Origin of the sequence: Rhodovarius lipocyclicus (genome assembly GCF_009900765.1) — a bacterium.
GTDB lineage: Bacteria > Pseudomonadota > Alphaproteobacteria > Acetobacterales > Acetobacteraceae > Rhodovarius > Rhodovarius lipocyclicus.
In genome coordinates this window covers 35,554-56,971 of sequence record NZ_JAAABL010000004.1, presented here as the reverse complement: position 1 = coordinate 56,971, position 21,418 = coordinate 35,554, and the positions used below count along the sequence as shown (strand labels likewise).

Sequence of the window (21,418 nt, the reverse complement as noted above, 5' to 3'; positions counted from 1 at the left end):
TTAGTATTGTTAAAAATTTTCCCTGCCGCAAGCCCTGTCGCGCGCCGATCACGCCTTGCGCAGATTGATCCAGATGGTGCGGGCCAGCCGCGTGCCGGTGTTGGTGAAGCGGTGCGGGTGCGGGGAGGGGTAGGAGATGATGTCGCCCGGGTTCAGCACATGGGTGCGGTCGTTCACCACCACCTCCAGGCTGCCATCCAGCACGATGCCGTATTCATACCCCTCATGCCCGGCGGGGCTGGGGGCGTTGCTGGTGCCGGGCTCATACTCGTTCAGCGCCACTTCCAGCCCCCGCAGCCGGTCCTGCTTCATGATGCGCCGGCGCACGCCGGGCTCGGTCTCGATCACCTGCTGCTCCGCGGCGCGGGAGACGATGTCCTCCTCCGGCACGCTGGAGCGGTCCATCAGCTCGCTCATCTGCGCGCCGAGGGCGGAGGCGATGACCACCAGCGTGCCGATCGAGGGGCCGGTCTTGCCGCGTTCCAGCAGCGACAGCATGGAGGGGCTGAGGCCCGTGCGCTCGGCCAGGCTTTGCAGCGTCAGCCCCTTTTCCGTGCGCAGCTGGCGGATGTTGTGGCCGATGGTGGACAGCACGCCGGCGGTCTTTTCCATCACGCGCTGTTCGTCGAACTGCTCCACAGCAACCCCCTCTCCGGGCCCCGGCCAGGATTTCGGGGCTTCATGCAGGCTCAAGCCGGGCGGGAACCCGCCCTGGGCTTTCCCATGCCATAGCCGAGGAGGTGCCGCCAGGGCGAGCATCAAGTGCCGGAACTCCTTGACGGAACGTCCCGGGCCTGTGGGTTGCCGTGCATGAATTTCAGTCCAATTGATGTCTTGCTTCACTCATGTTCAAAAGCTAGGTTTTCAGTGCTACTCAAGCACCCGCCCCTTCATAGGACCGGATCGCACAGCATTGGCAAAGGACAGGAATGGCATGACAGCCGACGCGGACGAGGTGCGTGTGATCACGCTGGATGCGGATTGCCCCGAACTGCCGCTGATCGAGGCAGGGCAGGGAGCGGGCGGGCGTGCCGTCGCCCTGGTCTGGCCGGGTACCGGCGCCACGCTGCGCTCCATGCACCACTTCCTGCTGGAGGCTGGCGGCCGCACCGTGACCCAGCGCCACCCGGGTGAGGCCGTGTATTTCGTCAAATCCGGCGCCGGCACCGTGACCGACCCCGATGCCGGCAGCACCGACCCGCTGATCACCGGCTCCATGATCCTCGTCGAGCCCGGCACCGCCTATGCCTTCACCGCCGGGGAGGAGGGGATGGAGCTGCTCGGCGGCCCCTCTCCGCATGACCCCGCCCTGTATGCGCATCTGACGAAGGCGGCCTGACCATGGCGATCAAGATCTTCCACCGCGACACGCCCAGCATGCGCCTGCCCCTGATCTCCAAGGACGCGCGCTTCGTGATCTGGCTGGGCGAGGGCGCCGAGACCGCCAACATGAACTACGTGGTCATGGAGGCCGGCGAGGCCAACGTGCCCCACATCCACGCCGAATCCGAGGACACCATCTTCATCCTCGAGGGCGAGGGCACGGTGCGCGACCACGACCGCGGCACCGAACTGCCGTTCCGCGCGGGCCAGGCCATTCATGTGCCGGTGGGCCGCAAGCATGCCGTTTACGCCGACAAGGGCGTGGGCACGGTCAGCGTCGGCGGGCCGTGCCCCGCCGACAAGGGCCTGCTGCGCGCCGCTGGCATCCTGAAGGATTAGCGGGGCTGCATGGGCATGCGGCCGGTCGGGTCTGGCGGCGGCTTTTCCGCCCTGGGTGCGTCAGCCGCTTGCCCCGATGAACCACATCGGGGCTGCTCGTCTTCCTGCCCAGTTCGAAAAATCCACCACCATCCCTCAACCGCCGCATGCCCAAGCAGCCCCGGAGGCCATTCATGAAAATCACCGACCTGACGCATCTGATGAACGTGCACACCCCCGGCTGGGTGGGGTATGCCGAGAACAAGATGTACTACGCGCAGAACCTGCAGACGAAGCGCATCGTCGCCCAGCGCGTGGACATGGCGCTGCATTGCGGCACCCATATCGACGGCGCCATGCACGGCACCGACGGCATGGGCGACATGGCCAGCTACCCGATGGATTTCCTGGTCGGCGCCGGCGCCGTGGTGGATATCAGCCAGTACATGGACGACTGGGCCCTGATCACGCCCGAGATGCTGGAAAACGCCCCGGTCGAGATCAAGGAAGGCGACATCCTGATCCTGCACACTGGCTGGCACCGCTATTGGGAAGGGCAGCCGCAGCAGGACCTGGTGCGCTACTTCTGCATGCACCCCGGCCCCGGCATGGCCATGCTGGACTGGATGCTGAAGAAGAAGATCAAGTGGTTCGGCATGGACACGGGTTCCTGCGACCACTCCATGAACACCTCCATCCGCTACATGCGCCCCGACCTGGCGGCGCAGTTCGAGGCGAAGGTGGGCATGAGCTGCTCCGAATATTTCGGCACCTTCGAGTACAAGCACAACAAGTCCGGCCGCATCGTGCGCGACGACGTGTTCCCCTTCCACTCCATCGCCTTCCAGGAAGGGCTGATCCACGCCGAGAACATCGGCGGGGATATCGAGATGATGCTGAACAAGCGCTGCATCATCGGTGCCTTCCCCTGGCGCTATGAAGGGCTGGAAGCCTCGCCCTGCCGCATCCTGTGCATCGAGGATGCGGGCGAGCAGGTGGAAGCCGTGGGCAATGTCGCCAAGGCCATCTTCGGGCGCAGCGGCCGCCAGGGATGAAGGTCGAGCAGCGCTTCACCGTCGCGCGGCCGATCGGGGATGTCTGGGCCTTCTTCCAGGACATCCCCGCCGTGGCCTCCTGCCTGCCCGGCGCCGAGATGACCGGGGAGAAATCCCCGGGCGTCTATACCGGCAAGGTCTCCCTCAAGCTCGGCCCTTTCGGCGCCAGCTTCGAGGGCGAGGCGGCGGTCGCCTTCGACGCGGCCGCCCGCACCGGCCATGTCGAGGGCAAGGGCGTGGACAAGCGCGGCGGCAGCCGCAGCAAGATGGTGGTGGATTTCGCGCTGACCGAACCCGCCCCCGGCAGCACCGAAGTGGCGGTGGATGCCGACGTGACGCTCTCGGGCGCCATCGCGCAGTTCGGACGCACCGGCATCATCCAGGAAACCGCGAACATCCTGGTGGGGGAATTCGTGCGGAAGCTGGAAGCCCGGCTGGCCCCAGCCGAGGCCGCCGTGGCCCCGCCCGCGCCCACAGGGGGCGTCAGCGTGCTGCGGCTGGCGTGGATGGTGGTGAAAAGCTGGGTGGCGCGGCTGCTGGGGCGGTAGAAGGCCGGGGGCCTTGCCCCCGGAGCCCCCAGCAAGGGGCTCTGCCCCCAAGGGCGCAAAAGACCGAGGGGCTCTGCCCCCAAGGGCGCAAAAGACCGAGGGGCTCTGCCCCTCGGCTCCCCGCCAAAGGCCGAAAGGCCCTTGGAACCCATCGGTTTGGCGCTTTACCTTGCCAAGTAGAGCGCCATTTTCATTAAAAAAATCAATGGGAACCGCCTGGGCGGAACCAGCGCCAAACTGATGGGGTGCAGGGGCCTTTCGGCTCCTGCCGGGTTCCAAGGGCAGCGCCCTTGGTGGGGGTCCGGGGGCAACGCCCCCGTCTTACTCCGCCGCCTGCGCGAACGCCTTATGTGCGTAGTCTTCCAGCGGCGCGCAGGTGCAGATCAGGTTCCGGTCGCCGTACACGTTGTCCACCCGCTTCACCGGCGGCCAGTATTTGCCCGCCCGCACCCAGGCCAGCGGGAAGGCCGCTTCCTGGCGCGAATACGGGTGTGTCCAGCTTTCCGCCATCACCTCGGCCGCGGTGTGCGGCGCGTTCTTCAGCGGGTTGTCCTGCTTGTCGCTGCGGCCTTGCTCCACGGCGCGGATTTCCGCGCGGATCTGGATCATGGCTTCCACGAAGCGGTCCAACTCCGCCTTGGGTTCGCTTTCGGTGGGCTCCACCATCAGCGTGCCGGCCACGGGCCAGGACATGGTGGGGGCGTGGAAGCCGTAATCCTGCAGGCGCTTGGCGATGTCCTCGACCAGCACGCCGCCGCCCTGCTGGAAGCCGCGGCAATCCAGGATGCACTCATGCGCCACCATGCCCTGGCGGCCGCGGTACAGGATGGGGAAATGCCCGCCCAGCCGGCTGGCGATGTAGTTGGCGTTCAGGATGGCGACCTGGGTGGCCTTCACCAGCCCCTCGGCGCCCATCATGCGGATATAGGCATAGCTGATGGGCAGGATGGCCGCGCTGCCGAAGGGCGCGGCGGAGACCGGGCCATAGCCGGTGGCGGGCCCGGCCTCGGCCACCAGCGGGTGGTTGGGCAGGTGCGGCGCCAGGTGGGCCGCCACGCCGATGGGCCCGACACCCGGGCCGCCGCCGCCATGCGGAATGCAGAAGGTCTTGTGCAGGTTCAGGTGGCACACGTCGGCGCCGATGCGCCCGGGCGCGGTCAGCCCCACCTGCGCGTTCATGTTGGCGCCATCCATGTAGACCTGCCCGCCATGGGCATGGATGGTCTCGCAGATCTCCTGGATCGCTTCCTCGAACACGCCGTGGGTCGAGGGATAGGTCACCATCAGCGCGGCCAGGTTGGCGGCGTGCTCGGCGGCCTTGGCCTTGAGTTCGGCGACATCGATGTTGCCGTCCTTGTCGCAGCCGGTGACCACCACCTTCATCCCCGCCATGGTGGCGCTGGCCGGGTTGGTGCCGTGGGCCGAGGAGGGGATGATGCAGATGTTGCGATGCCCCTCGCCGCGCGCCTTGTGATAGGCGCGGATGGCGAGCAGCCCGGCATATTCGCCCTGGCTGCCGGCATTGGGCTGCAGGGAGACGGCGGCGAAGCCGGTGACGGTGGCCAGCCACCCCTCCAGCCGCCGGATCAGCGTCAGGTAGCCCTGCGCCTGGTCGATCGGCGCGAAGGGATGGATGTTCGCGAAGCCGGGGAAGGTGATGGGGATCATCTCCGCCGTCGCGTTCAGCTTCATGGTGCAGGACCCCAGCGCGATCATGCTGCGGTTCAGCGCCACGTCCTTGTCCTCGAGCCGCTTGAGGTAGCGCAGCATCGCGTGTTCGGAGTGGTGGCTGTTGAACACCTCGGCGGTCAGGAAGGCGCTTTCGCGCGCGAGGCCGGCGGGGATGCCGCCCTTGGCCTCACCCAGCGTGCCGCCCAGGATGCCGGCCAGGGTTTCCAGCTCGGCGCGGGTGATGGTGTCGTCCAGCGCGATGGCGACCGCATCGGTGCCGACGGCGCGCAGGTTGAAGCCGCGCTCCAGCGCGGCGGCGATCACGGCGCTGGTCTCGGTGCCGGTTTCCAGCACGATGGTGTCGAAGAAATCGGCATGGCGCAGCGCGAAGCGGGAGGCCCCGGCCAGCAGCCGCGCCTGCAGGTGCACGCGGGCGGCGATGCGGCGCAGCCCCTCGGGCCCGTGCCACACGGCGAACATGCTGGCCATCACGGCCAGCAGCACCTGGGCGGTGCAGATGTTGCTGGTGGCCTTCTCGCGGCGGATGTGCTGCTCACGCGTCTGCAGGGCCAGGCGCATGGCGGGCGCGCCGGTCACGTCCACGGAAACGCCCACGAGGCGGCCCGGCATCAGGCGCTTGTGCCCGTCCTTCACCGCCATATAGCCCGCATGCGGCCCGCCATAGCCCAGCGGCACGCCGAAGCGCTGGCTGGAACCCACGACGATATCCGCCCCCATCTCGCCCGGCGGCTTCAGCGCCACCAGGGAGAGGATGTCGGCCGCCACGATGGCCAGGCCACCCTTGGCCTGCACCGCCGCGATCTCGGGCGTCAGGTCGCGCAGGGCGCCATCGGCGCCGGGGTATTGCAGCAGCAGGGCGAAGGGCGCCTCGGCCGCCACGGTGGCGGCGATATCGGCGGGGGCGGCGGTGACCACGCGCCAGCCATGGGGTTCCGCGCGCACGCGCAGCACCGCCAGCGTCTGCGGCAGCACGTCGTCGGCGACCACGATGGTGCCGGATTTGCCGCGCGTGGCGGCATGGGCCAGCGACATCGCCTCGGCCGCCGCCGTCGCCTCATCCAGCAGCGAGGCATTGGCGACCGGCAGGCCGGTCAGCTCGCCGATCATGGTCTGGAAATTCACCAGCGCTTCCAGGCGGCCCTGGGCGATCTCGGCCTGATACGGCGTATAGGCCGTGTACCAGCCCGGATTCTCCAGGATGTTGCGCAGGATCACCGGGGGCGTGTGGGTGTTGTGATAGCCAAGCCCGATCAGGCTTTTGACCTGGCGGTTGCTGTCGGCCAGCGCCCGCAGCTCGGCCAGGGCTGCGGCCTCGTTCACCGCCGGCGGCAATGCCGCCAGGTCGATGCCGCGGATGGCGCCGGGCACGGTGCGCGCGGTCAGCGCCTCTAGGCTCTCGGCGCCGACGGCGCGCAGCATCTCCGCGATCTCGGCCTCATTCGGGGCGACGTGGCGGCGGGCGAATTCGCCCGCATCCTCCAGCGCCGACAGTTCGTCGAGCATGCCCATCACAACTTCTCCCACCCGGGTCAGAGCGTGTCGACGAAGGCCAGATAGGCGGCCTCATCCATCAGGTCGGCCGGCAGATCGCCCGCCAGTTCGATCTTGAAGAACCAGCCCTCGCCGGTGGGTTCGGTGTTGATGGTGCCGGGGTTGTCCACCAGCGCCTCGTTCACCGCGACCACCTTGCCCGCGATGGGGGCATAGACGTCGGAGGCGGCCTTCACGCTCTCGACCACCGCCACGGCCTCACCGGCCTCGACCACGCGGCCGGTCTCGGGCAGTTCCACGAACACCACATCGCCCAGCGCGGTCTGCGCGTGGTCGGTGATGCCCACGGTCGCCACGCCGCCTTCGAGGCGCAGCCATTCGTGATCCTTGGAATACTTCATCTCGGCCATGGGGTGCTCCTTGCTCAGCGGGCGTAGCGGTGGGGGTGGAAAGGGGTGGGGGCGACGCGGGCCGCGAGCGGCTTGCCGCGCACCATCAGCGTCAGCGCCGTGCCATCGGCGGCCAGGTCGCGGGCGACATAGCCCATGGCGACCGGCCCGTTCACCGAGGGGCCGAAACCGCCGGAGGTGATCTCACCGGCCAGGGCGCCATCGGGGCCATGCACGGGGGTGTGGGCGCGGGCGGGCTGGCGGCCCTCGGGGCGGATGCCCACGCGCAGGCGCTTGGTGCCGTTGTCCAGCTCGCCGCGGATGCGCTCCGCCCCCGGGAAATCCCAGGCCATGCGGCGGCGCTTGCCCATGGACCAGACCAGCGCGGCCTCGACCGGGCTGGTCGTCTCGTCGATGTCATTGCCGTACAGGCACAGCCCGGCCTCCAGCCGCAGGCTGTCGCGCGCGCCGAGGCCCGCGGGCTGCACGCCCGGCAGCGCCAGCAGACGCTTGGCGAACCCCTCCGCCGCCTCGGCGGGCACGGAGATCTCCACCCCATCCTCACCGGTATAGCCGCTGCGGGAGATGATGAGCGGCAGCCCCTGCCACACGCCTTCCCAAACGCCCATGAAGGAGAGCGCGGCCACTTCCGGCACCAGCGTGGCGAGCCCCGCCACGGCGGCCGGGCCCTGCAGCGCCAGCAGCGCGCGGTCGGGCAGGGGGCGCAGGCTGACACCGGCCGGCAGCGCTGCCGCGATCAGCGGCAGGTCCACATGCTTGCGGCTGGCATTCACCACCAGGAACAGCCGCCCGGCGGAATTGGCCACCATGAAATCGTCCACGATGCCGCCCTCGGCGTTCAGCAGCAGGCCATAGCGCTGGCGGCCGGGCTTCAGTCCCTGCACATCGGCGGGGGTCAGCGCCTCCAGCGCGGCGGCGGCACCCTCGCCCACCAGCTCCGCCTGGCCCATGTGGGAGACATCGAACAGCCCGGCCTCGGCACGGGTGTGCAGATGCTCGGTCAGGATGCCGGCGGGGTATTGCACGGGCATGGAATAGCCCGCGAACGGGACCATGCGGCCCCCCAATTCGCGGTGCAGGCTGGCCAGCGGGGTTTCCAGCAGGGCTTCCGTTTCGGTCACGCATCCTCCGGCCGCGAAGTGCGGCGCACGGGTTTCGTGACCCCCCTCTGTCCCGGGACCTGAGAGATTCGCGCGGGGTTTCCCGCACTTACTCCTTCGGTGCCGGCGCGGTGAGGCGCCGGGCTTTCCAGAGTTCCCTGTCCACGCGGCCCTTGTTGCCTGAGCGGTTCCGGGGGCCGGTTGCGCCTTCGGCGGGGTGACTCGGGGCCACCCTCTCTCCCGCGTGGTGTACGGGTAAGGCTCCGCATACAGGCCGGGCGGATGGGGTGCAATGGGCAAGGCGCCCCATGGCGCGCCTATCCCGGCACCCGTGCCAGCGCGCCCCAGGCGCTGGCCACCGCCCCTTCCTGCCAGCCCGGCAGGGCGCTGAGCCAATCCCCGGCCAGCAGCAGCCGGCCCTCGGGCGCGGTCAGGGCGGGCAGCGCCGCCTCTCGCGTGCCGGGCGCCCATTCGGCCCAGGCCGAGCGCGCCCAGGGCATGCGGTTCCAGGCGACGGAGACCGGCGCGCTGGCCTGCCCCGCCAATTCCGGGTGCAGGGCCGAGAGTTCGGACAGCGCCAGCGCCGCGCGTTCGGCCGGCGCCAGCGCCGCGAAGCGCAAGGCCTTCTCCTCCTCCCAGATATAGGCGCCGAGCAGGATGCCGCGCGGGGCGTGGAAACCGTGGGAGGGATACCAGGCCTGGGTCACGGTGCTCTCAGGCAGCCAGGCGATGCCGCCATACAGGCCCTGCGCCTCCCAGAAGCGCGGGGCCTCCAGCGCCAGCTTGGCCGAGGGCGCCTGGGGAATGGCGGCGAGCGTGGCCCGGCGCTCGGCCGACAGCCCCGGCAGTTCGGCCAGATGCCGCGCCGGCAGGGCGGAGATGACGATGTCGCCGCGCTCGGTGCGGCCATCGGCCAGGCGCGCCAACCCCTGGGCGGGGTCCAGCCCCGTGACGGGCACGCCCAGCCGGATGGCGAAGGGCGGCAGGGCGGCGGCCAGCGCCGCCACGATGCGGTCCATGCCGCCCACCGGGGCCAGCATGGTGGCGGCGTAGTTCACGCCCTCAGCGAAGTCGGCGCTGGCCCACAAGGCGGGGTCCGCGAGGGTGGCGAGCGGCAGCGGCGCGCGGCGGCGGCCTTCTGTCATGCCCGGTGCCTCGGCCCAGCCGGCGCGGGAGGTGCCGCGATACCGCCCCTGCCGGTCCAGCGCGCCGAAATGGCGCAGCATGGCGCGCAGGCGCTCGGTCTCGGCGGGGGTGACGGGGGCGTCCAGCAGGCCGGTGCCCAGCGCCTTCAGCGCCAGTTCGGCCACCACGCCGCGCAGGTCGGCCTTCACCTGGCCCAACGGATGACCCTGCACGCGGGCGGCGCGGTTCTCGTTGACCAGCACCTCCAGCGGCACGGCCAGTTCGCGGCAGTAGCCCAGAATGCCCTGGTGGTGGTGCGGGATGCGGGCCGGGCCCGCGTTGAAGTAGAAGGCGGGGTCCTGGGTGAAGCCCACGCGCTGCTCGGGCCCGTCGGCCTCATGCAGCGTGTCGCCGGCGCGCAGCGTCAGGGAACGGCCACCGATGCGCGGTGCCGCCTCCAGCACCAGCACCTCGGCCCCCGCGCGGTGCAGTTCCAGGGCACAGACCAGCCCGGCGACGCCCGCCCCCAGCACCAGGGCGCGCTTGCCCGCCAGGGGCGGCAGGGTGGGGCGGGGCGGCGTGGCGGCGGCGGGCGCCAGCGCGCCGAGCACGGCCAGCGCCGCCCCCGTGCCCGCCACCGCCGCCACCTGCCGCAGCAGCGCCCGCCGCTTCATGCCAGCGCGCCGATCACCGCCTCGGTCACGGCCTTGGTGCCGGCGGGGCCGCCCAGATCGGGGGTGCGCAGCCCGGCGGCGAAGACCGTGTCCACCGCCTGGCGCACCGCCTGGGCGGCCTCGCGGCAGGCCTGGCCGCCATCCCGAGCCTCCGCCAGCCAGTCCAGCATCATGGCGGCCGACAGGATCATGGCGGTGGGGTTGGCGATGCCCTTGCCCGCGATGTCGGGGGCGGTGCCATGGCTCGGCTGGAACACCGCGTGGTGGTCGCCGATATCGGCGCTGGGCGCGAAGCCCATGCCGCCGATCAGCCCCGCGCCGAGGTCGGACAGGATGTCGCCGAACATGTTCTCGGTCGGCAGCACGTCGAAATCCCAGGGGCGGCGGAGGAAATCCAGCGCCATCGCATCCACGTAATGGGCGCCGAAGGGAATGTCGCGGTTGTCCTGCGCGACCTCCGCGAAGATGCCGCGCATATAGGCGAAGGCGCGGAACACATTGGCCTTGTCCACCAGCGTGACGCCGCCGCCGGGCTTGGCCCGCTGCCGCGCCAGCGCGAAGGAGAAGCGTGCCAGCCGCTCCGTCGTGGGCCGGGTGATGCGCAGGATCTCCTCCGCGAAGCCCGGCGTCACCACGCCGCGGTCGCGGGAATAGAACAGCCCCTCCGTGCTTTCGCGGATGATCACCAGGTCGATCTTCGCGGCCCGGGGGTCCGCCAGCACGGTGGGGATGCCGGGGATGGCGCGGATCGGCCGCACCCCGGCATACAGGTTCAGCCGGAAGCGCAGGTCGAGCTGGGGCGCGATCTCCGTGCCGTCGGCCATGCGGATGCCGGGCCAGCCCATGGCGCCGAGCAGGATGGCATCCGCCTGCGCCGCGCGCTCGAACACCTCCTCGCTCATCGCCTCCCCGGTTTCCTGATAGGCGAAGGCGCCGGCCTTCAGCGTGGTGAAGCGCAGGCCGATGCCGTGGCGCTCACCCGCGTGGCGCAGCACCTCCAGCGTCGCGTCCGTCACCTCCACCCCGATGCCGTCCCCGGGCAGCACGGCGATATCCAGCCGGTTCATGGTGTTCCCCTTTGTTAGTGCCCCTTGGGGGGCGAGCCTGCCCATGACGGGTGGCGCTGGCAAGCGCGGTGCGGCACTCTGCCGGCCAAGAACACTGGAGGAAGACGATGCCATTCACCCGCCGTGCGGCGCTGTGCGCGCCTGCCTTGCTGGTTTCCCCCGTTTCGGCGCAGGAGGACTATCCCAGCCGCCCCGTCCGCATGATCGTGCCCTTTCCGCCCGGCCAGGCGGCGGATGTGTTCGCGCGGCTGGTGGCCGAGCAGCTGTCCACCCGCTGGCCGCAGCGGGTGGTGGTGGAAAACCGCGCGGGCGGCGCGGGGGCGGTGGGGATGGAGGCCGTGGCCCGCGCGGCGCCGGATGGCTACACGCTGGGCATCGGCACCTCCGGCACGATCGGCATCAACCCCTCCGTGCTGCCGCGCCTGCCCTATGACGCGCTGCGGGATTTCGCGGCGGTGACCAACATCTTCATGACCCCGCTGTGCATCATCGTGCACCCGGCCTTCGAGGTGCGGGAAATCGAGGGGCTGATCCCCTTCCTGCGGGCCAATCCGAATTTCCCCTTCGCCTCCGCGGGGCCCGCCACCAGCCAGCACATGACGGCCGAGATGTTCGCCCACCGCGCCGGGGTGCAGATGTCCCATGTGCCCTATCGCGGCTCCGGCCCCGCCATCGCGGACCTGATCGCGGGCAATGTGCAGCTGATGTTCGACAGCACGGCCAGCGCCCTGCCGCATATCCAGGCCGGGCGCGCCCGGGCCCTGGCCGTGACCGCCGCGCGCCGTATCGAGGCATTGCCCGACCTGCGCACCATCGCCGAGACCATCCTGCCCGGCTTCGACGGCGCGGGCTGGTCGGGCATCGTGATGCCCACTGGCACGCCCGCCCCCATCATCGAGAAGCTGAACCGCGAGGTGGTGGCCATCCTGCGCACGCCCGCAGTGGCTGGGCGCATCACCGCCATGGGCGCCGTGCCGGACCCCACCACCGCCGAGGGCTTCGCCGATTTCATCCGGGCGGAAATCGCCAAATGGGGCGAGGTCGCCCGGGTGGCGAATGTGCGGCTGGAGGGTTAGGCCCCCATCTGGGCCCTGACCAACCCCAGCGCCGCGTCAACGGTCGCCGCGCGCACCGCCGTGCGGTCGCCGGGGAAGACCTCGGCCAGATGCAGGGTGGGCTGGCCCTTCCGCGCCGCGGCCATGTGCACCAGCCCCACCGGCTTGCCCGGGCTGCCACCGCCTGGGCCCGCGATGCCGGTGCAGGCCACCGCGATATCGGCCCCGCTGGCGCGCAGCGCGCCCTCGGCCATCGCGCGGGCCACCGGCTCCGACACCGCGCCGAATTTCCGCAGCATATCGGCCGGCACGCCCAGCACGGCCTGCTTCATGCCATTGGAATAGGTGATGAAACCACCGAGCACGGTGGCGGAACTGCCGGCGATGGCGGTCAGCGCCCCGCCGATCAGGCCGCCGGTGCAGCTCTCGGCGGTGGCGAGCGTCAGGGCGCGGGCCTGCATGTCGGTCAGCAGGGCGGCGGCGTCATCGAGGGTGTGCGGGTTCAGCATCCCGCCACGCTACAGCGAAAACCCCGCATACTGCACGCCCAGCAGGATCACGCCCGCGATGCCGCCCGCGATCACGTCATCGGCCATCACCCCGGTGGGGCCCTTCACCCGGTCCGCCCAGCCCACCGGGCCAGGCTTGGTAATGTCGAACAGGCGGAACAGCGCGAAGGCCAGCACCACCCCCAGCCAGGAAAACCCCGGCAAGGCCGCCAACGCCAGGGCCTGGCCCGCCCCCTCGTCGATCACGATCCAGCCCGCATCCTCCCGCGCGGCGGGCAGACGCTTCAACGACCACAGGCCAATGCCCAGCAGCACAATGGCCAGCAAGGCGCAAAAGGCCGGGCCCAACAGCACCGCCGGCAACACCAGCGCACTGCCCCAGGTGCCCGGCGCCGGCCTGATGAAGCCGACCCCGCCCATGGAGGCGATCCACTTCATGGGGCGCTCCCCGGGGCTTTGCTCCGGACCCCAGTCAGGGGCTTTGCCCCCGACACCCCCACCAAAGGCCGGGAGGCCTTTGGAAACCGGGAGCTGGAAGTTTGGGGAGGGGGCCCTGAGCGCCCTTCGGTGCAAACGACCTGCCGTGGCCCCCTCCCCAAACTTCCAGATAACTCGAGGGGGTCCAGGGGCCACTGGCTCCTGGCGGGGGTGCCGGGGGCAGCGCCCCTGGCTGGGGGTTCGGGGGCGAAGCCCCTGAGCAGCCCCATGCAGCGGACCGCCCTCATCAGCGCAGGTACTGCGCCATCGGGTGTGGCATCGCCTGGCCGGCGAGGGCGCGGTAGACGACGACGTTTTCCAGCACGCGCTGCACGTAGTTGCGGGTTTCGTTGAAGGGGATCAGTTCCAGCCATTCCAGCATGGAGGGGCCATTGCCGCGCGGGTCGCCGTAGGTTTGCAGCCATTCGTCCACCCGGGCGGGCCCGGCGTTGTAGGCCGCGATGGCGAAGGGCCAGTGCCCGCCGAAGCGGTCGATCATCTGCCCGATATAGGCGGAGCCGAGGCGCAGGTTGTGTTCCGGCCGGGCTTGCAGCCAGGGCAGCTGGTGCGGGGTGTTGATGCGGCGGGCCACCTGGGCGGCGGTGGTGGGCAGCAGCTGCATCAGGCCGCGGGCATTGGCGCCGCTGATGGCCTCGGGGTCGAAATTGCTTTCCTGGCGGGTGATGCCCTGCACCAGGGCGGGCTCCACCGACAGGTTCTGCACCGGGAAGGGGCTGGGCCAGCCCTCGGGCAGCAGCATGGCGCCGGCCACGCCCGCGCGGCGGGCGACCCAGACCGGGTTTTCCGGCCGGCCGGTGCGGGCGGCCAGCTGGATGGCGGCCGTGCGCTCCCAGGGCTGGGTGGCCGATTCGACCAGCGCCAGCAGGAAGGGGCGGGCGCGCCGGCCTTCCCCCATCTCCGCCAGTTGCAGCACGAGGCGGGAGAGTTCGCGCCCGTTGAAGCTGTTGGTCTGCTGCGCCGTGGGGCTGGGCGGGTGCACGGCGCGGACGCGCTCATTCAGGCGCGCCGGGGTTTCGCCCAGCGCCACGGAGGCGAGCTGGCCATAGAAGGTGACCGGGTAGTTCGCGGCCTGGCTGAAGGCGGCCCGGGCCTCGGCCTGCTGGCCCGCGCGCAGCAGGGCCAGGCCGCGCCAATAGCCGCTGCGGGCCTGGGTGATGGCGGCCTGGCTGCCCTCGGCCACGCGGGCGAAATGGGCCGCGGCCTCGCGCGGCTGGTTCAGCCGCTGCAGGGCGATGAAGCCGGCCAGGAATTCGGCTTCCTGCCGGGGCTCGCCGGGGCCAGGCTGGCCGTGCTGGGCCACCAGCTGATAGGCCGTGCGGTCGTCGTTCAGCCGCAGGGCCCGGCGGGCGAGCAGCTGGCGCTCGTTCCAGATGGCGCGGGCGGCCTCGGGCGTCAGGTTCTGCTGGCTGGCGGCGCCGGCGGCGAAGGCGTTGGCCGCTTCCACATCCTGGCCCCGGCTGCGCAGAGCGCGGGCGCGTTCCAGCGTGGCCCCGGCATCGCGCGCGGCCAGCGCCGCGTTGGCGTTCGGGTCGCCGCCCTGGGCATAGGACAGGCGCAGCTGCGCCACCGCCTGCCGGTTCGCGTCCAGATAGGGCAGCACCCGGGCGGCGGCGGAGAAATCGCGCGCATAGGCCAGGCGATCGAACCGCGCGGCGTGGGTTTCGGGGGTCAGCCGGGCGCCGTGGCGTTCCAGGAAGGCGGGTTCGTTCACCGCATCGCCCGGGGTTTCGGCCCAGCCGCGCCGGGCGGCCTCCTGCGCTTCGCGCGCGCGGCCGGCATTGGCCAGCGCATCGGCATAGCGCAAGGCGCCCGAGAGGCCGCGCGGCGGCCGGGTGGCGAACCAGCGGATCGCCAGCGCGTCATCCGGGCTGGTTTCCAGCAGGGCTTCCATGTTGCGCGCCAGCGCGTCCTGGCCCGGCCAGTCGGGCGCGCTTTCGGCGAAGGCCAGGATCTCCGGCGCGGTGGCCGGGGCGTTGCGGGCGGTCAGGCGCATCCACAGCAGCGCCTTGCGGATCAGCGGGTCGGCGCGGTCGATATTGGCCTCGGCCTCCGCCCAGCGGTTCTGGCTGGCCGCCGTCAGCGCCAGCCGCCCGGCCTCCCGTGGGGTCTGGGCAGCGGCGGGATGGACGGCCGCCAGGGCGGTCAACAGGGGAAGGCTCAACAGCAAAGCGCGCATGGCACCTATCTAGCCCTTCATCCCTGCTTGTTGGAGGGGCCCACCGGAGCTATCTCATTCGATCTTCTCGGGAGAAAGTCACGACAATGTCGCTCAGCCGCTTCCAGGGGTCCATGACGGCCCTCATCACGCCCATGACGGCCGATGGCGCGCTGGACGAGAAAGCCTTCGTGGATTTCGTCGAGTGGCAGATCGCCGAGGGCACCGAATGCCTGGTCCCCGTGGGCACGACGGGCGAAAGCCCGACCCTGTCGCATGAGGAACACAAGCGCATCGTGGAGCTGACGGTGCAGACCGCCCGCGGCCGCGTGCCCGTGATGGCGGGCGCCGGCAGCAACAGCACCGCCGAGGCGATCGATTTCGGCCTGCATGCCCAGAAGGTGGGGGCCGACGCCATCCTGGTCGTCACCCCCTACTACAACAAGCCGACGCAGGAGGGGATGTTCCTGCATTTCTCCGCCATCGCCGACGCGGTCGATCTGCCGATGTTCATCTACAACATCCCCGCGCGCTCGGTGGTGGACATGACGCCCGAGACGATGGGCCGGCTGGCCAAGCACCGGAACATCGTGGGCGTGAAGGACGCGACGGCGAACCTGACGCGCCCCTATCATCAGGCGCGCGCCTGCGGGGCGGATTTCATCCAGCTCTCGGGCGAGGACCATACGGCGCTGGCGCATCTGGCGGCCGGCGGGCATGGCTGCATCTCCGTCACCGCCAACATCGCGCCGCGCCTGTGCGCGGAACTGCACCGCGCCTGGCGCGACGGCCAGGTGAAGGAAGCCATGCGCATCCAGGAGCGCCTGACGCCGGTGCATGACGCCATGTTCGCCGAGACCTCCCCCGGCCCCGTGAAATACGCCGCGAGCCTGCTCGGCCGTGGCAGCGATCATTGCCGCCTGCCGCTCTCCCCGGTCAGCGCCACCGTCAAGGAACAGGTGCGCGCGGCCATGGTCGGCGCCGGGCTGCTGAACTGAGGATCATTTGAGCGCGAAGAAGAGAAAAGCCTCCGGCCTTATCAGCCACGGCATTGCCGCCCAGAACCGCAAGGCTCGCTTCGATTACAAGATCGGCGAGGAGTTCGAGGCCGGCATCCAGCTGATCGGGCCTGAGGTGAAGTCCCTGCGCTCCGGGCGCGCCGCCCTGGCCGATGCCTGGGCCGGCGAGCGCGACGGCGAGATGTGGCTGTTCAACTGCTACATCCCCGAATGGCAGGCCGGCAGCTTCATGGCGAAGTTCGAGCCGCGCCGGCCGCGCAAGCTGCTGCTGCACCGCAAGCAGGTGCAGGCGCTGACGGGGGCCACGACGCGAGAGGGTGCCACGGTGGTGCCGCTCGACATCCACTTCAACGACCGCGGCCTGGCCAAGGTGCTGCTGGGCATGGCCGAGGGCAAGAAGCAGCACGACAAGCGCGCGGCGGTGGCCGCCCGCGACTGGCAGCGGGACAAGGCGCGCATCCTGCGCAACAAGGGCGGCGAGTGATGCGCCTGCCGGCGCTGCTGCTGGGCCTGTGGGCCTTGGCGGCCGCGCCGGCCCTTGGCGCGACCGAACGCGCGCTGCGCATCCCCATCCCCGGCGTGGCTGGGGAAGGCATCGTCACCCGGCTGTGCCTGCCCGATGGCGGGGCGACCCGGCCGCTGGTGCTGATCAACCACGGCACGGCGGGCCCGGCCTTCCGTGCCGCGCTGGAACCCGCGGGCTGCGGGGATGAGGCGGTGCGGTATTTCCTCGATCGCGGCCATGCGGTGGGGCTGCCGCTGCGGCGCGGCCATGGCGCCACCGGCGGCGCCTTCGCCGAAAGCAGCGGCCCCTGCGCCGACCCCGATTACCTGACCGCCGGGCATGAGGCGGCGCGGGATATCCGCGCGGCGCTGGAGGCGCTGCAGGCCCGCGCGGATGTGCCGCACAGCCCGGCCCTGGTCATCGGCCATTCGGCCGGCGGCTGGGGCGTGCTGGCGCTGGCGGCGTACAATCCGGCCGGTGTCGCCGCCTATGTGCTGTTCGCGGCCGGGCGCGGCGGCCCGGGCGGCGTGATGGAGGGGCTGCCCGGCCCCCGCTGCGCGCCGGAGCGCCTGTTGGCGGCGGGCGCCCGCTATGGCGCCACCGCGCGGGCCCCGATGCTGTGGGTCTATGCCGCCAATGACCGTTTCTTCGGCCCCGGCTTCGCGCGGCGGCTGCACGCGGCCTTCACCGGGGCGGGCGGCCAGGCGCGGCTGGTGCTGGCCGGGCCCTGGGGCGAGGATGGCCACGGTTTCTTCTTCGCCGAGGGCGCCTCCGCCGCCTGGGGCCCGATGCTGGAGGGATTTCCGCCATGAGGGCGCTCACGCTGCTATTCCTGCTGGCCGCCTGCGCGCCCGGTGCCCTGTCCGCCGCCGATGGCGAGATGCTGCCCATCCCGGTCACCCAGGCCAATGGCAGCCAGGTGGAGATCCAGGCGCGGCTGTGCCTGCCCGAGGGCGGGGCGCGGCGCCCGCTGGTGCTGATCAACCACGGCTCGCCGCCCAACGCGGCGCGGCGGCCATCCATGACCCCGGCCTCCTGCCAGGCGGAGGCGGTGCGCTTCTTCCTGGCGCGCGGCCATGCGGTGGCGATGCCGATGCGCCGGGGCTATGGCCCCAGCGGCGGCAACTGGGCGGAGGGTTTCGGCCCCTGCAACGCGCCGGATTACGTCCGCGCGGGGCTGGAGGCGGCGCGGGACATGCGCGCGGCCATCGCCACCCTGGCCGCCCGCCCGGATGTGCCGGCGGGCCCGGTGCTGGTGGTGGGGCAATCGGCCGGCGGCTGGGGGACGATCGCGCTGGCCTCGCGGAACCCGCCCGAGGTCGCGGGCTATGTGAACATGGCGGGCGGCCGGGGCGGGCATGTGGACAACATCCCCAACCTGAACTGCGCGCCGGACCGGCTGGTGGAGGCCGCGGGCCGCTATGGCGCCACGGCGCGCGCATCGATGCTGTGGGTCTATACCGCCAATGACAGCTATTTCGCGCCCGAGCTGGCGCGGCGGATGCACGCGGCCTTCACGGCGGCGGGCGGGCAGGCGCGCTTCGTCGCGGCGGCGCCCTTCGGGACCGACGGCCACGGGCTGTTCTTCGGCCGGGGTGGCAGCGCCATCTGGGGCCCGCTGGTGACGGAGGCCTTTCCTTGATCCGCCTGCTGGCGCTGCTGCTGCTGCTGGCCGCGCCGGCGGCCGCCGAGGAGATGCTCATGCTGCCCGGCCCCGATGGCAGCCAGTTGCAGACGCGCCTCTGCCGCCCGGAGCAGCCGGGCCCGCGCCCGCTGCTGGTGCTGAACCACGGCGCCCAGCCCCGCGCCGAGATCCGCGCCCAGCTGGTGCCGGCGGCCTGCGATTCGGAGCCGGTGCGCTGGTTCACCGCCCAGGGCTATGTGGTGGCGGCCCCGCTGCGCCGCGCCCATGGCGCCAGCACCGGCGTGTGGGCCGAAAGCTTCGGCCCCTGCGAGGACCCGGACTTCCTGCGCGTGGGGCGGGAGACGGCGCGCGACATCCGCGCCGTGCTGCTGGCGTTGCTGGGCAGCCCGGGCATCGCGCCCGCCCAGGCGGTGGTGCTGGGCGAGAGCGCGGGCGGCTGGGGCAGCATCGCCCTGGCGGCCGAGGCCCCGCCGGGGGTCGCGGGCATCATCAACGTGGCGGGCGGGCGCGGCGGCTGGGCCGGCGGGCGCGCCCGGCAGAATTGCGCGGCCCCGCGCCTGGTCGAGACGATGGGCGGCTTCGGGCGCACCGCGCGCATCCCCATGCTGTGGCTGTACGCGGCCAATGACAGCTTCTTCGCCCCGGCCCTGGCGGGCGCGCTGTTCGATGCCTTCACGGCCGCCGGCGGCGTGGCCGAGATGTCCGTGCTGCCGCCCACGGCACCCGACGGGCACTACATGTTCTTCCACGAGCACGGCAGCGAGACCTGGGGGCCCCGGGTGGAGCTGTTCCTGCGCAGCCTGGCTCCGCCGGTCACGGCGCGGCGCTGACGCCCGCCGGGATTATTGCTCGGTATCGCTGCGGATGTTGCGCTCGCGGATCAGGCGGCGCCATTTCCGGGCTTCCGCCTGGCGGTGGGCGCGGGCGGCCTCCTCGGTGCCGCCCTCGCTGATGAAACCGGCGGCGAACATGCGTTCCGCCGCCACATCATGCGCCAGCGCCTTGTTCGCGGCCGCATTCCACCGCGCCGCCATCGCGTCCGAGGCCGAGGCGGGCAGCCAGAAGCCGCACCAGGTGCTGGCCTCGAAGCCCGGCAGCACCGTCTCATCCAGGGTGGACAGGCCGGGAAACCGCAACATGCGGTGCCTGCCGCCCAAGGCCAGGGCGGGCAGGATGCGGTATTCCACCAGGGGGGCCGCGGCGCCGGCATCGGCGAAGCTGAAATCCACCCGCGACGCCGCCAGCTCCGCCAAGGAGGGCGCCCCGCCCAGGAAGGGGATGTGGGTGATGCTGACACCGGTCATGGAGCGGTAGAGCTCGGCGGCCAGATGCTGCACGGAACCCACCCCGGCCGAGGAATAGGCCAGGCTTCCGGGCGGTGCCGCCTGCATCAGGCGATGCCAATCCTGCACCGTGCGGGCCGGGAAACCCGGCCGGGTCACCAGGATGGTCGGCACCGAGGCCAGCAGGATCACGGGGCGGAAATCGCGCTCCGGGTCATAGCCCGGCCGGCGCCGCATGAAGGGCGCGGTGAGGGAGCCGAGCCCCGCGCACAGGATGGTGTGCCCATCCCCCAGCCGGCGGGAGGCGAAGCGCGACCCCACCAGCCCCGCCGCGCCCGGGCGGTTCTCCACGATCACCGCCTGGCCCAGCTCCTGCTGCTGGATCGGCGCCAGCACGCGCGCCACCAGGTCGATGGTGCCCCCGCCGGGAAACGGCACGATGATGCGCAGGGTGCGCTGCGGGTTCCAGGACTGGGCCAGGGCTGGGCTGGACAAGGCAGCAGGGAGAAGCGACGGGCTGAGGACCAGAAGCGATCGCCGGCGCATGGGAAGGGTCCTCACATTACCGCCACAGTGCCAGACCCGCGCCTCGGATGATACCGTGAAACCCTTGTATCCTGCGCCGCGAATGGCATGTGAACCTCATGACGGAGCCTGACATGGACGAATCCTCCAACCCGGTGGCGCCGGGCCGCGAGAAGCTGGTGGCCCGCAAGCAGGAATGGGCGCGCGAGGGCCGGCTGATCACCGGCACCACGGCCACCCCCGAACAGCGCCTGCCGCCCGGCCAGCGGCTGGTCGGCGACTTCCCGGTGCTGGATCTGGGCGTGCAGCCCGATATCCGCCCCGATCGCTGGCGCCTGCGGCTGGAGGGATTGGTGGAGAACCGTCTGGCCTTGGATTGGGATGCGTTCAACGCCCTGCCACGTCACGAATGGTTGAACGACATCCACTGCGTCACGGCCTGGAGCCGCTACGACAACACCTGGCAGGGGGTGGGCGCGCTGACCCTGCTGGAGATGGCGCGGCCCGCGCCGGAGGCGAAACATATCGTCTTCCACAGCTATGACGGCTACACCACCAATGTGCCGCTGGAAGCCTTCGCCCGGCCGGAATGCTTCGTCGCCACCCACTGGAACGGAGAGCCGCTGACGCGCGTGCATGGCGGGCCCGCGCGCATCGTCATCCCGCACCTGTACCTGTGGAAAAGCGCCAAATGGATCACCCGCATCGAATTCCGGGCCGAGGACCAGCCCGGCTTCTGGGAGGTGCGGGGCTATCACAACAACGCCGACCCCTGGCTGGAGGAACGTTATGGTTGACCGACGCGCCCTGATGATCGCCGCCGCGGCCGTTGCTGCCGGCACCGCCCAGGCCAGCCCCGCCGGCACCGCCGCCTGGGGCTTCACCATCCCGGCGCTGGAGGGCGGCGACCTGCCGCTCTCGGCCTGGCGGGGGCGGGTGCTGCTGGTGGTGAACACCGCCAGCTTCTGCGGCTTCACCCCGCAATACGCGGCACTCCAGCGCCTGCACGACCGGTTCGAGGGCCAGGGGCTGACCGTGCTCGGCGTGCCGTCCAACGACTTCAACCAGGAAAGCACGGAAGCCGGGCGGGTGCGGGAATTCTGCGACACCATGTTCGGCATCACCTTCCCGCTGGCCGCCATCTGCCATGTGCGCGGCGAACAGGCCACGCCGCTGTTCCGCTGGCTGGCCAGCCAGGGCGGCGGCGCGCCGCGCTGGAACTTCCACAAGTATCTGGTGGGGCGGGATGGCAGCCGGGTGCAGGGCTTCGCCACCCGGCTGGAACCGGATTCGCCCGAACTGCTGCGCGCGGTCGAGCAGGCGTTGCGGGCCTGAGGGAGTATAAGGCCGAGGGGCTCAGC

The 21,418-nt window shown here is 71.2% G+C and carries 22 protein-coding genes and 2 riboswitches; of the genes, 12 read left to right on the top strand and 10 right to left on the bottom strand.

The window, feature by feature from the left end:
- Positions 1 to 48 precede the first annotated feature (48 nt).
- Positions 49 to 693 carry a cupin domain-containing protein gene (locus GT007_RS06650; RefSeq protein ID WP_160120815.1) on the bottom strand — a complete coding sequence of 215 codons (645 nt, stop codon included), beginning with the start codon at positions 691 to 693 and terminating at the stop codon, positions 49 to 51.
- A 241-nt stretch (positions 694 to 934) separates the two neighbouring features.
- Here GT007_RS06650 and GT007_RS06645 point away from each other — a divergent pair, with 241 nt between their 5' ends.
- From GT007_RS06645 to GT007_RS06630, 4 genes are all read left to right on the top strand, one after another.
- Entirely contained in the window at positions 935 to 1,339 is a 405-nt protein-coding gene (locus GT007_RS06645) for a cupin domain-containing protein (protein ID WP_160120814.1), read from the top strand.
- 2 nt (positions 1,340 to 1,341) lie between these two features.
- Positions 1,342 to 1,722 carry a cupin domain-containing protein gene (locus GT007_RS06640; RefSeq protein WP_160120813.1) on the top strand — a complete coding sequence of 127 codons (381 nt, stop codon included), beginning with the start codon at positions 1,342 to 1,344 and terminating at the stop codon, positions 1,720 to 1,722.
- A gap of 173 nt (positions 1,723 to 1,895) precedes the next feature.
- Positions 1,896 to 2,756, top strand: a complete 861-nt coding sequence (locus GT007_RS06635; protein ID WP_160120812.1) for a cyclase family protein — start codon at positions 1,896 to 1,898, stop codon at positions 2,754 to 2,756.
- The gene (locus GT007_RS06630) at positions 2,753 to 3,304 is read left to right on the top strand and encodes an SRPBCC family protein (RefSeq protein WP_160120811.1); all 552 of its coding nucleotides are present in this window, start codon (positions 2,753 to 2,755) and stop codon (positions 3,302 to 3,304) included. The genes GT007_RS06635 and GT007_RS06630 overlap by 4 nt, the downstream gene beginning before the upstream one ends.
- A gap of 321 nt (positions 3,305 to 3,625) precedes the next feature.
- On the opposite strand, the gene gcvP is transcribed toward GT007_RS06630, so the two are convergent.
- From gcvP to GT007_RS06605, 5 genes are all read right to left on the bottom strand, one after another.
- A complete protein-coding gene (gcvP, locus tag GT007_RS06625) occupies positions 3,626 to 6,505 on the bottom strand; it encodes an aminomethyl-transferring glycine dehydrogenase (RefSeq protein WP_160120810.1) in 2,880 nt (959 codons plus the stop codon).
- Between the two features lie 20 nt (positions 6,506 to 6,525).
- Positions 6,526 to 6,897 (bottom strand): glycine cleavage system protein GcvH, encoded by a 372-nt coding sequence (gene gcvH, locus GT007_RS06620; RefSeq protein ID WP_160120809.1) that lies wholly within the window; start codon positions 6,895 to 6,897, stop codon positions 6,526 to 6,528.
- Positions 6,898 to 6,911: 14 nt separating this feature from the next.
- On the bottom strand, positions 6,912 to 8,018 hold the full coding sequence (gene gcvT / locus GT007_RS06615) for a glycine cleavage system aminomethyltransferase GcvT (RefSeq protein WP_201451817.1): 1,107 nt from the start codon (positions 8,016 to 8,018) through the stop codon (positions 6,912 to 6,914).
- A 45-nt stretch (positions 8,019 to 8,063) separates the two neighbouring features.
- A riboswitch (glycine riboswitch) is annotated at positions 8,064 to 8,151 on the bottom strand.
- A gap of 3 nt (positions 8,152 to 8,154) precedes the next feature.
- Positions 8,155 to 8,250, bottom strand: a riboswitch (glycine riboswitch).
- 64 nt (positions 8,251 to 8,314) lie between these two features.
- Positions 8,315 to 9,796: a flavin monoamine oxidase family protein gene (locus tag GT007_RS06610; RefSeq protein ID WP_160120808.1), complete on the bottom strand. Its 1,482-nt coding sequence runs from the start codon at positions 9,794 to 9,796 to the stop codon at positions 8,315 to 8,317.
- Positions 9,793 to 10,863, bottom strand: coding sequence for an isocitrate/isopropylmalate dehydrogenase family protein (locus GT007_RS06605; RefSeq protein ID WP_236571536.1), 1,071 nt, complete (start codon positions 10,861 to 10,863; stop codon positions 9,793 to 9,795). The genes GT007_RS06610 and GT007_RS06605 overlap by 4 nt, the downstream gene beginning before the upstream one ends.
- 107 nt (positions 10,864 to 10,970) lie before the next feature.
- On the opposite strand from GT007_RS06605, the gene GT007_RS06600 reads away from it, so the two are divergent.
- The gene (locus GT007_RS06600) at positions 10,971 to 11,939 is read left to right on the top strand and encodes a Bug family tripartite tricarboxylate transporter substrate binding protein (protein WP_160120806.1); all 969 of its coding nucleotides are present in this window, start codon (positions 10,971 to 10,973) and stop codon (positions 11,937 to 11,939) included.
- Here GT007_RS06600 and GT007_RS06595 read toward each other — a convergent pair.
- From GT007_RS06595 to GT007_RS06585, 3 genes are all read right to left on the bottom strand, one after another.
- The gene (locus GT007_RS06595) at positions 11,936 to 12,427 is read right to left on the bottom strand and encodes a CinA family protein (RefSeq protein ID WP_160120805.1); all 492 of its coding nucleotides are present in this window, start codon (positions 12,425 to 12,427) and stop codon (positions 11,936 to 11,938) included. The two genes, GT007_RS06600 and GT007_RS06595, sit on opposite strands and share 4 nt — an antisense overlap.
- A gap of 9 nt (positions 12,428 to 12,436) precedes the next feature.
- A complete protein-coding gene (locus tag GT007_RS06590) occupies positions 12,437 to 12,865 on the bottom strand; it encodes a phosphatidylglycerophosphatase A family protein (protein WP_160120804.1) in 429 nt (142 codons plus the stop codon).
- Between the two features lie 286 nt (positions 12,866 to 13,151).
- Entirely contained in the window at positions 13,152 to 15,086 is a 1,935-nt protein-coding gene (locus GT007_RS06585) for a lytic transglycosylase domain-containing protein (protein ID WP_236571535.1), read from the bottom strand.
- Positions 15,087 to 15,187: 101 nt separating this feature from the next.
- Here GT007_RS06585 and dapA point away from each other — a divergent pair, with 101 nt between their 5' ends.
- From dapA to GT007_RS06560, 5 genes are read left to right on the top strand one after another with little or no spacing between them, the layout of a single operon-like run.
- Positions 15,188 to 16,078: a 4-hydroxy-tetrahydrodipicolinate synthase gene (gene dapA / locus GT007_RS06580; protein ID WP_160120802.1), complete on the top strand. Its 891-nt coding sequence runs from the start codon at positions 15,188 to 15,190 to the stop codon at positions 16,076 to 16,078.
- Between the two features lie 7 nt (positions 16,079 to 16,085).
- A complete protein-coding gene (gene smpB, locus GT007_RS06575; protein ID WP_160120801.1) occupies positions 16,086 to 16,583 on the top strand; it encodes an SsrA-binding protein SmpB in 498 nt (165 codons plus the stop codon).
- Complete coding sequence (locus GT007_RS06570; RefSeq protein WP_160120800.1) at positions 16,583 to 17,416, top strand: alpha/beta hydrolase family protein; 834 nt, start codon at positions 16,583 to 16,585, stop codon at positions 17,414 to 17,416. The genes smpB and GT007_RS06570 overlap by 1 nt, the downstream gene beginning before the upstream one ends.
- Positions 17,413 to 18,246 (top strand): alpha/beta hydrolase family protein, encoded by an 834-nt coding sequence (locus tag GT007_RS06565; RefSeq protein ID WP_201451816.1) that lies wholly within the window; start codon positions 17,413 to 17,415, stop codon positions 18,244 to 18,246. The genes GT007_RS06570 and GT007_RS06565 overlap by 4 nt, the downstream gene beginning before the upstream one ends.
- Complete coding sequence (locus GT007_RS06560; protein WP_160120799.1) at positions 18,243 to 19,079, top strand: alpha/beta hydrolase family protein; 837 nt, start codon at positions 18,243 to 18,245, stop codon at positions 19,077 to 19,079. The genes GT007_RS06565 and GT007_RS06560 overlap by 4 nt, the downstream gene beginning before the upstream one ends.
- Positions 19,080 to 19,091: 12 nt before the next feature.
- Here the strand turns inward: GT007_RS06560 and GT007_RS06555 are convergent, their stop codons facing one another.
- Positions 19,092 to 20,027 (bottom strand): tripartite tricarboxylate transporter substrate-binding protein, encoded by a 936-nt coding sequence (locus tag GT007_RS06555; RefSeq protein ID WP_160120798.1) that lies wholly within the window; start codon positions 20,025 to 20,027, stop codon positions 19,092 to 19,094.
- Positions 20,028 to 20,176: 149 nt separating this feature from the next.
- On the opposite strand from GT007_RS06555, the gene GT007_RS06550 reads away from it, so the two are divergent.
- Both GT007_RS06550 and GT007_RS06545 read left to right on the top strand, forming a co-directional pair.
- Entirely contained in the window at positions 20,177 to 20,854 is a 678-nt protein-coding gene (locus tag GT007_RS06550) for a sulfite oxidase-like oxidoreductase (protein ID WP_160120797.1), read from the top strand.
- The gene (locus GT007_RS06545) at positions 20,847 to 21,392 is read left to right on the top strand and encodes a glutathione peroxidase (RefSeq protein WP_160120796.1); all 546 of its coding nucleotides are present in this window, start codon (positions 20,847 to 20,849) and stop codon (positions 21,390 to 21,392) included. The genes GT007_RS06550 and GT007_RS06545 overlap by 8 nt, the downstream gene beginning before the upstream one ends.
- The last annotated feature ends 26 nt before the right edge of the window (positions 21,393 to 21,418 follow it).

Excerpts from the sequence above, each read along its gene's own strand:
- GT007_RS06645 (WP_160120814.1), top strand. The coding sequence starts at position 935 with ATGACAGCCGACGCGGACGAGGTGCGTGTGATCACGCTGGATGCGGAT.
- GT007_RS06640 (WP_160120813.1), top strand. The coding sequence starts at position 1,342 with ATGGCGATCAAGATCTTCCACCGCGACACGCCCAGCATGCGCCTGCCC.
- GT007_RS06635 (WP_160120812.1), top strand. The coding sequence starts at position 1,896 with ATGAAAATCACCGACCTGACGCATCTGATGAACGTGCACACCCCCGGC.
- GT007_RS06630 (WP_160120811.1), top strand. The coding sequence starts at position 2,753 with ATGAAGGTCGAGCAGCGCTTCACCGTCGCGCGGCCGATCGGGGATGTC.
- gcvP (WP_160120810.1), bottom strand. The coding sequence starts at position 6,505 with ATGGGCATGCTCGACGAACTGTCGGCGCTGGAGGATGCGGGCGAATTC.
- gcvH (WP_160120809.1), bottom strand. The coding sequence starts at position 6,897 with ATGGCCGAGATGAAGTATTCCAAGGATCACGAATGGCTGCGCCTCGAA.
- GT007_RS06610 (WP_160120808.1), bottom strand. The coding sequence starts at position 9,796 with ATGAAGCGGCGGGCGCTGCTGCGGCAGGTGGCGGCGGTGGCGGGCACG.
- GT007_RS06605 (WP_236571536.1), bottom strand. The coding sequence starts at position 10,863 with ATGAACCGGCTGGATATCGCCGTGCTGCCCGGGGACGGCATCGGGGTG.
- GT007_RS06600 (WP_160120806.1), top strand. The coding sequence starts at position 10,971 with ATGCCATTCACCCGCCGTGCGGCGCTGTGCGCGCCTGCCTTGCTGGTT.
- GT007_RS06595 (WP_160120805.1), bottom strand. The coding sequence starts at position 12,427 with ATGCTGAACCCGCACACCCTCGATGACGCCGCCGCCCTGCTGACCGAC.
- GT007_RS06590 (WP_160120804.1), bottom strand. The coding sequence starts at position 12,865 with ATGAAGTGGATCGCCTCCATGGGCGGGGTCGGCTTCATCAGGCCGGCG.
- dapA (WP_160120802.1), top strand. The coding sequence starts at position 15,188 with ATGTCGCTCAGCCGCTTCCAGGGGTCCATGACGGCCCTCATCACGCCC.
- GT007_RS06570 (WP_160120800.1), top strand. The coding sequence starts at position 16,583 with ATGCGCCTGCCGGCGCTGCTGCTGGGCCTGTGGGCCTTGGCGGCCGCG.
- GT007_RS06565 (WP_201451816.1), top strand. The coding sequence starts at position 17,413 with ATGAGGGCGCTCACGCTGCTATTCCTGCTGGCCGCCTGCGCGCCCGGT.
- GT007_RS06550 (WP_160120797.1), top strand. The coding sequence starts at position 20,177 with ATGACGGAGCCTGACATGGACGAATCCTCCAACCCGGTGGCGCCGGGC.
- GT007_RS06545 (WP_160120796.1), top strand. The coding sequence starts at position 20,847 with ATGGTTGACCGACGCGCCCTGATGATCGCCGCCGCGGCCGTTGCTGCC.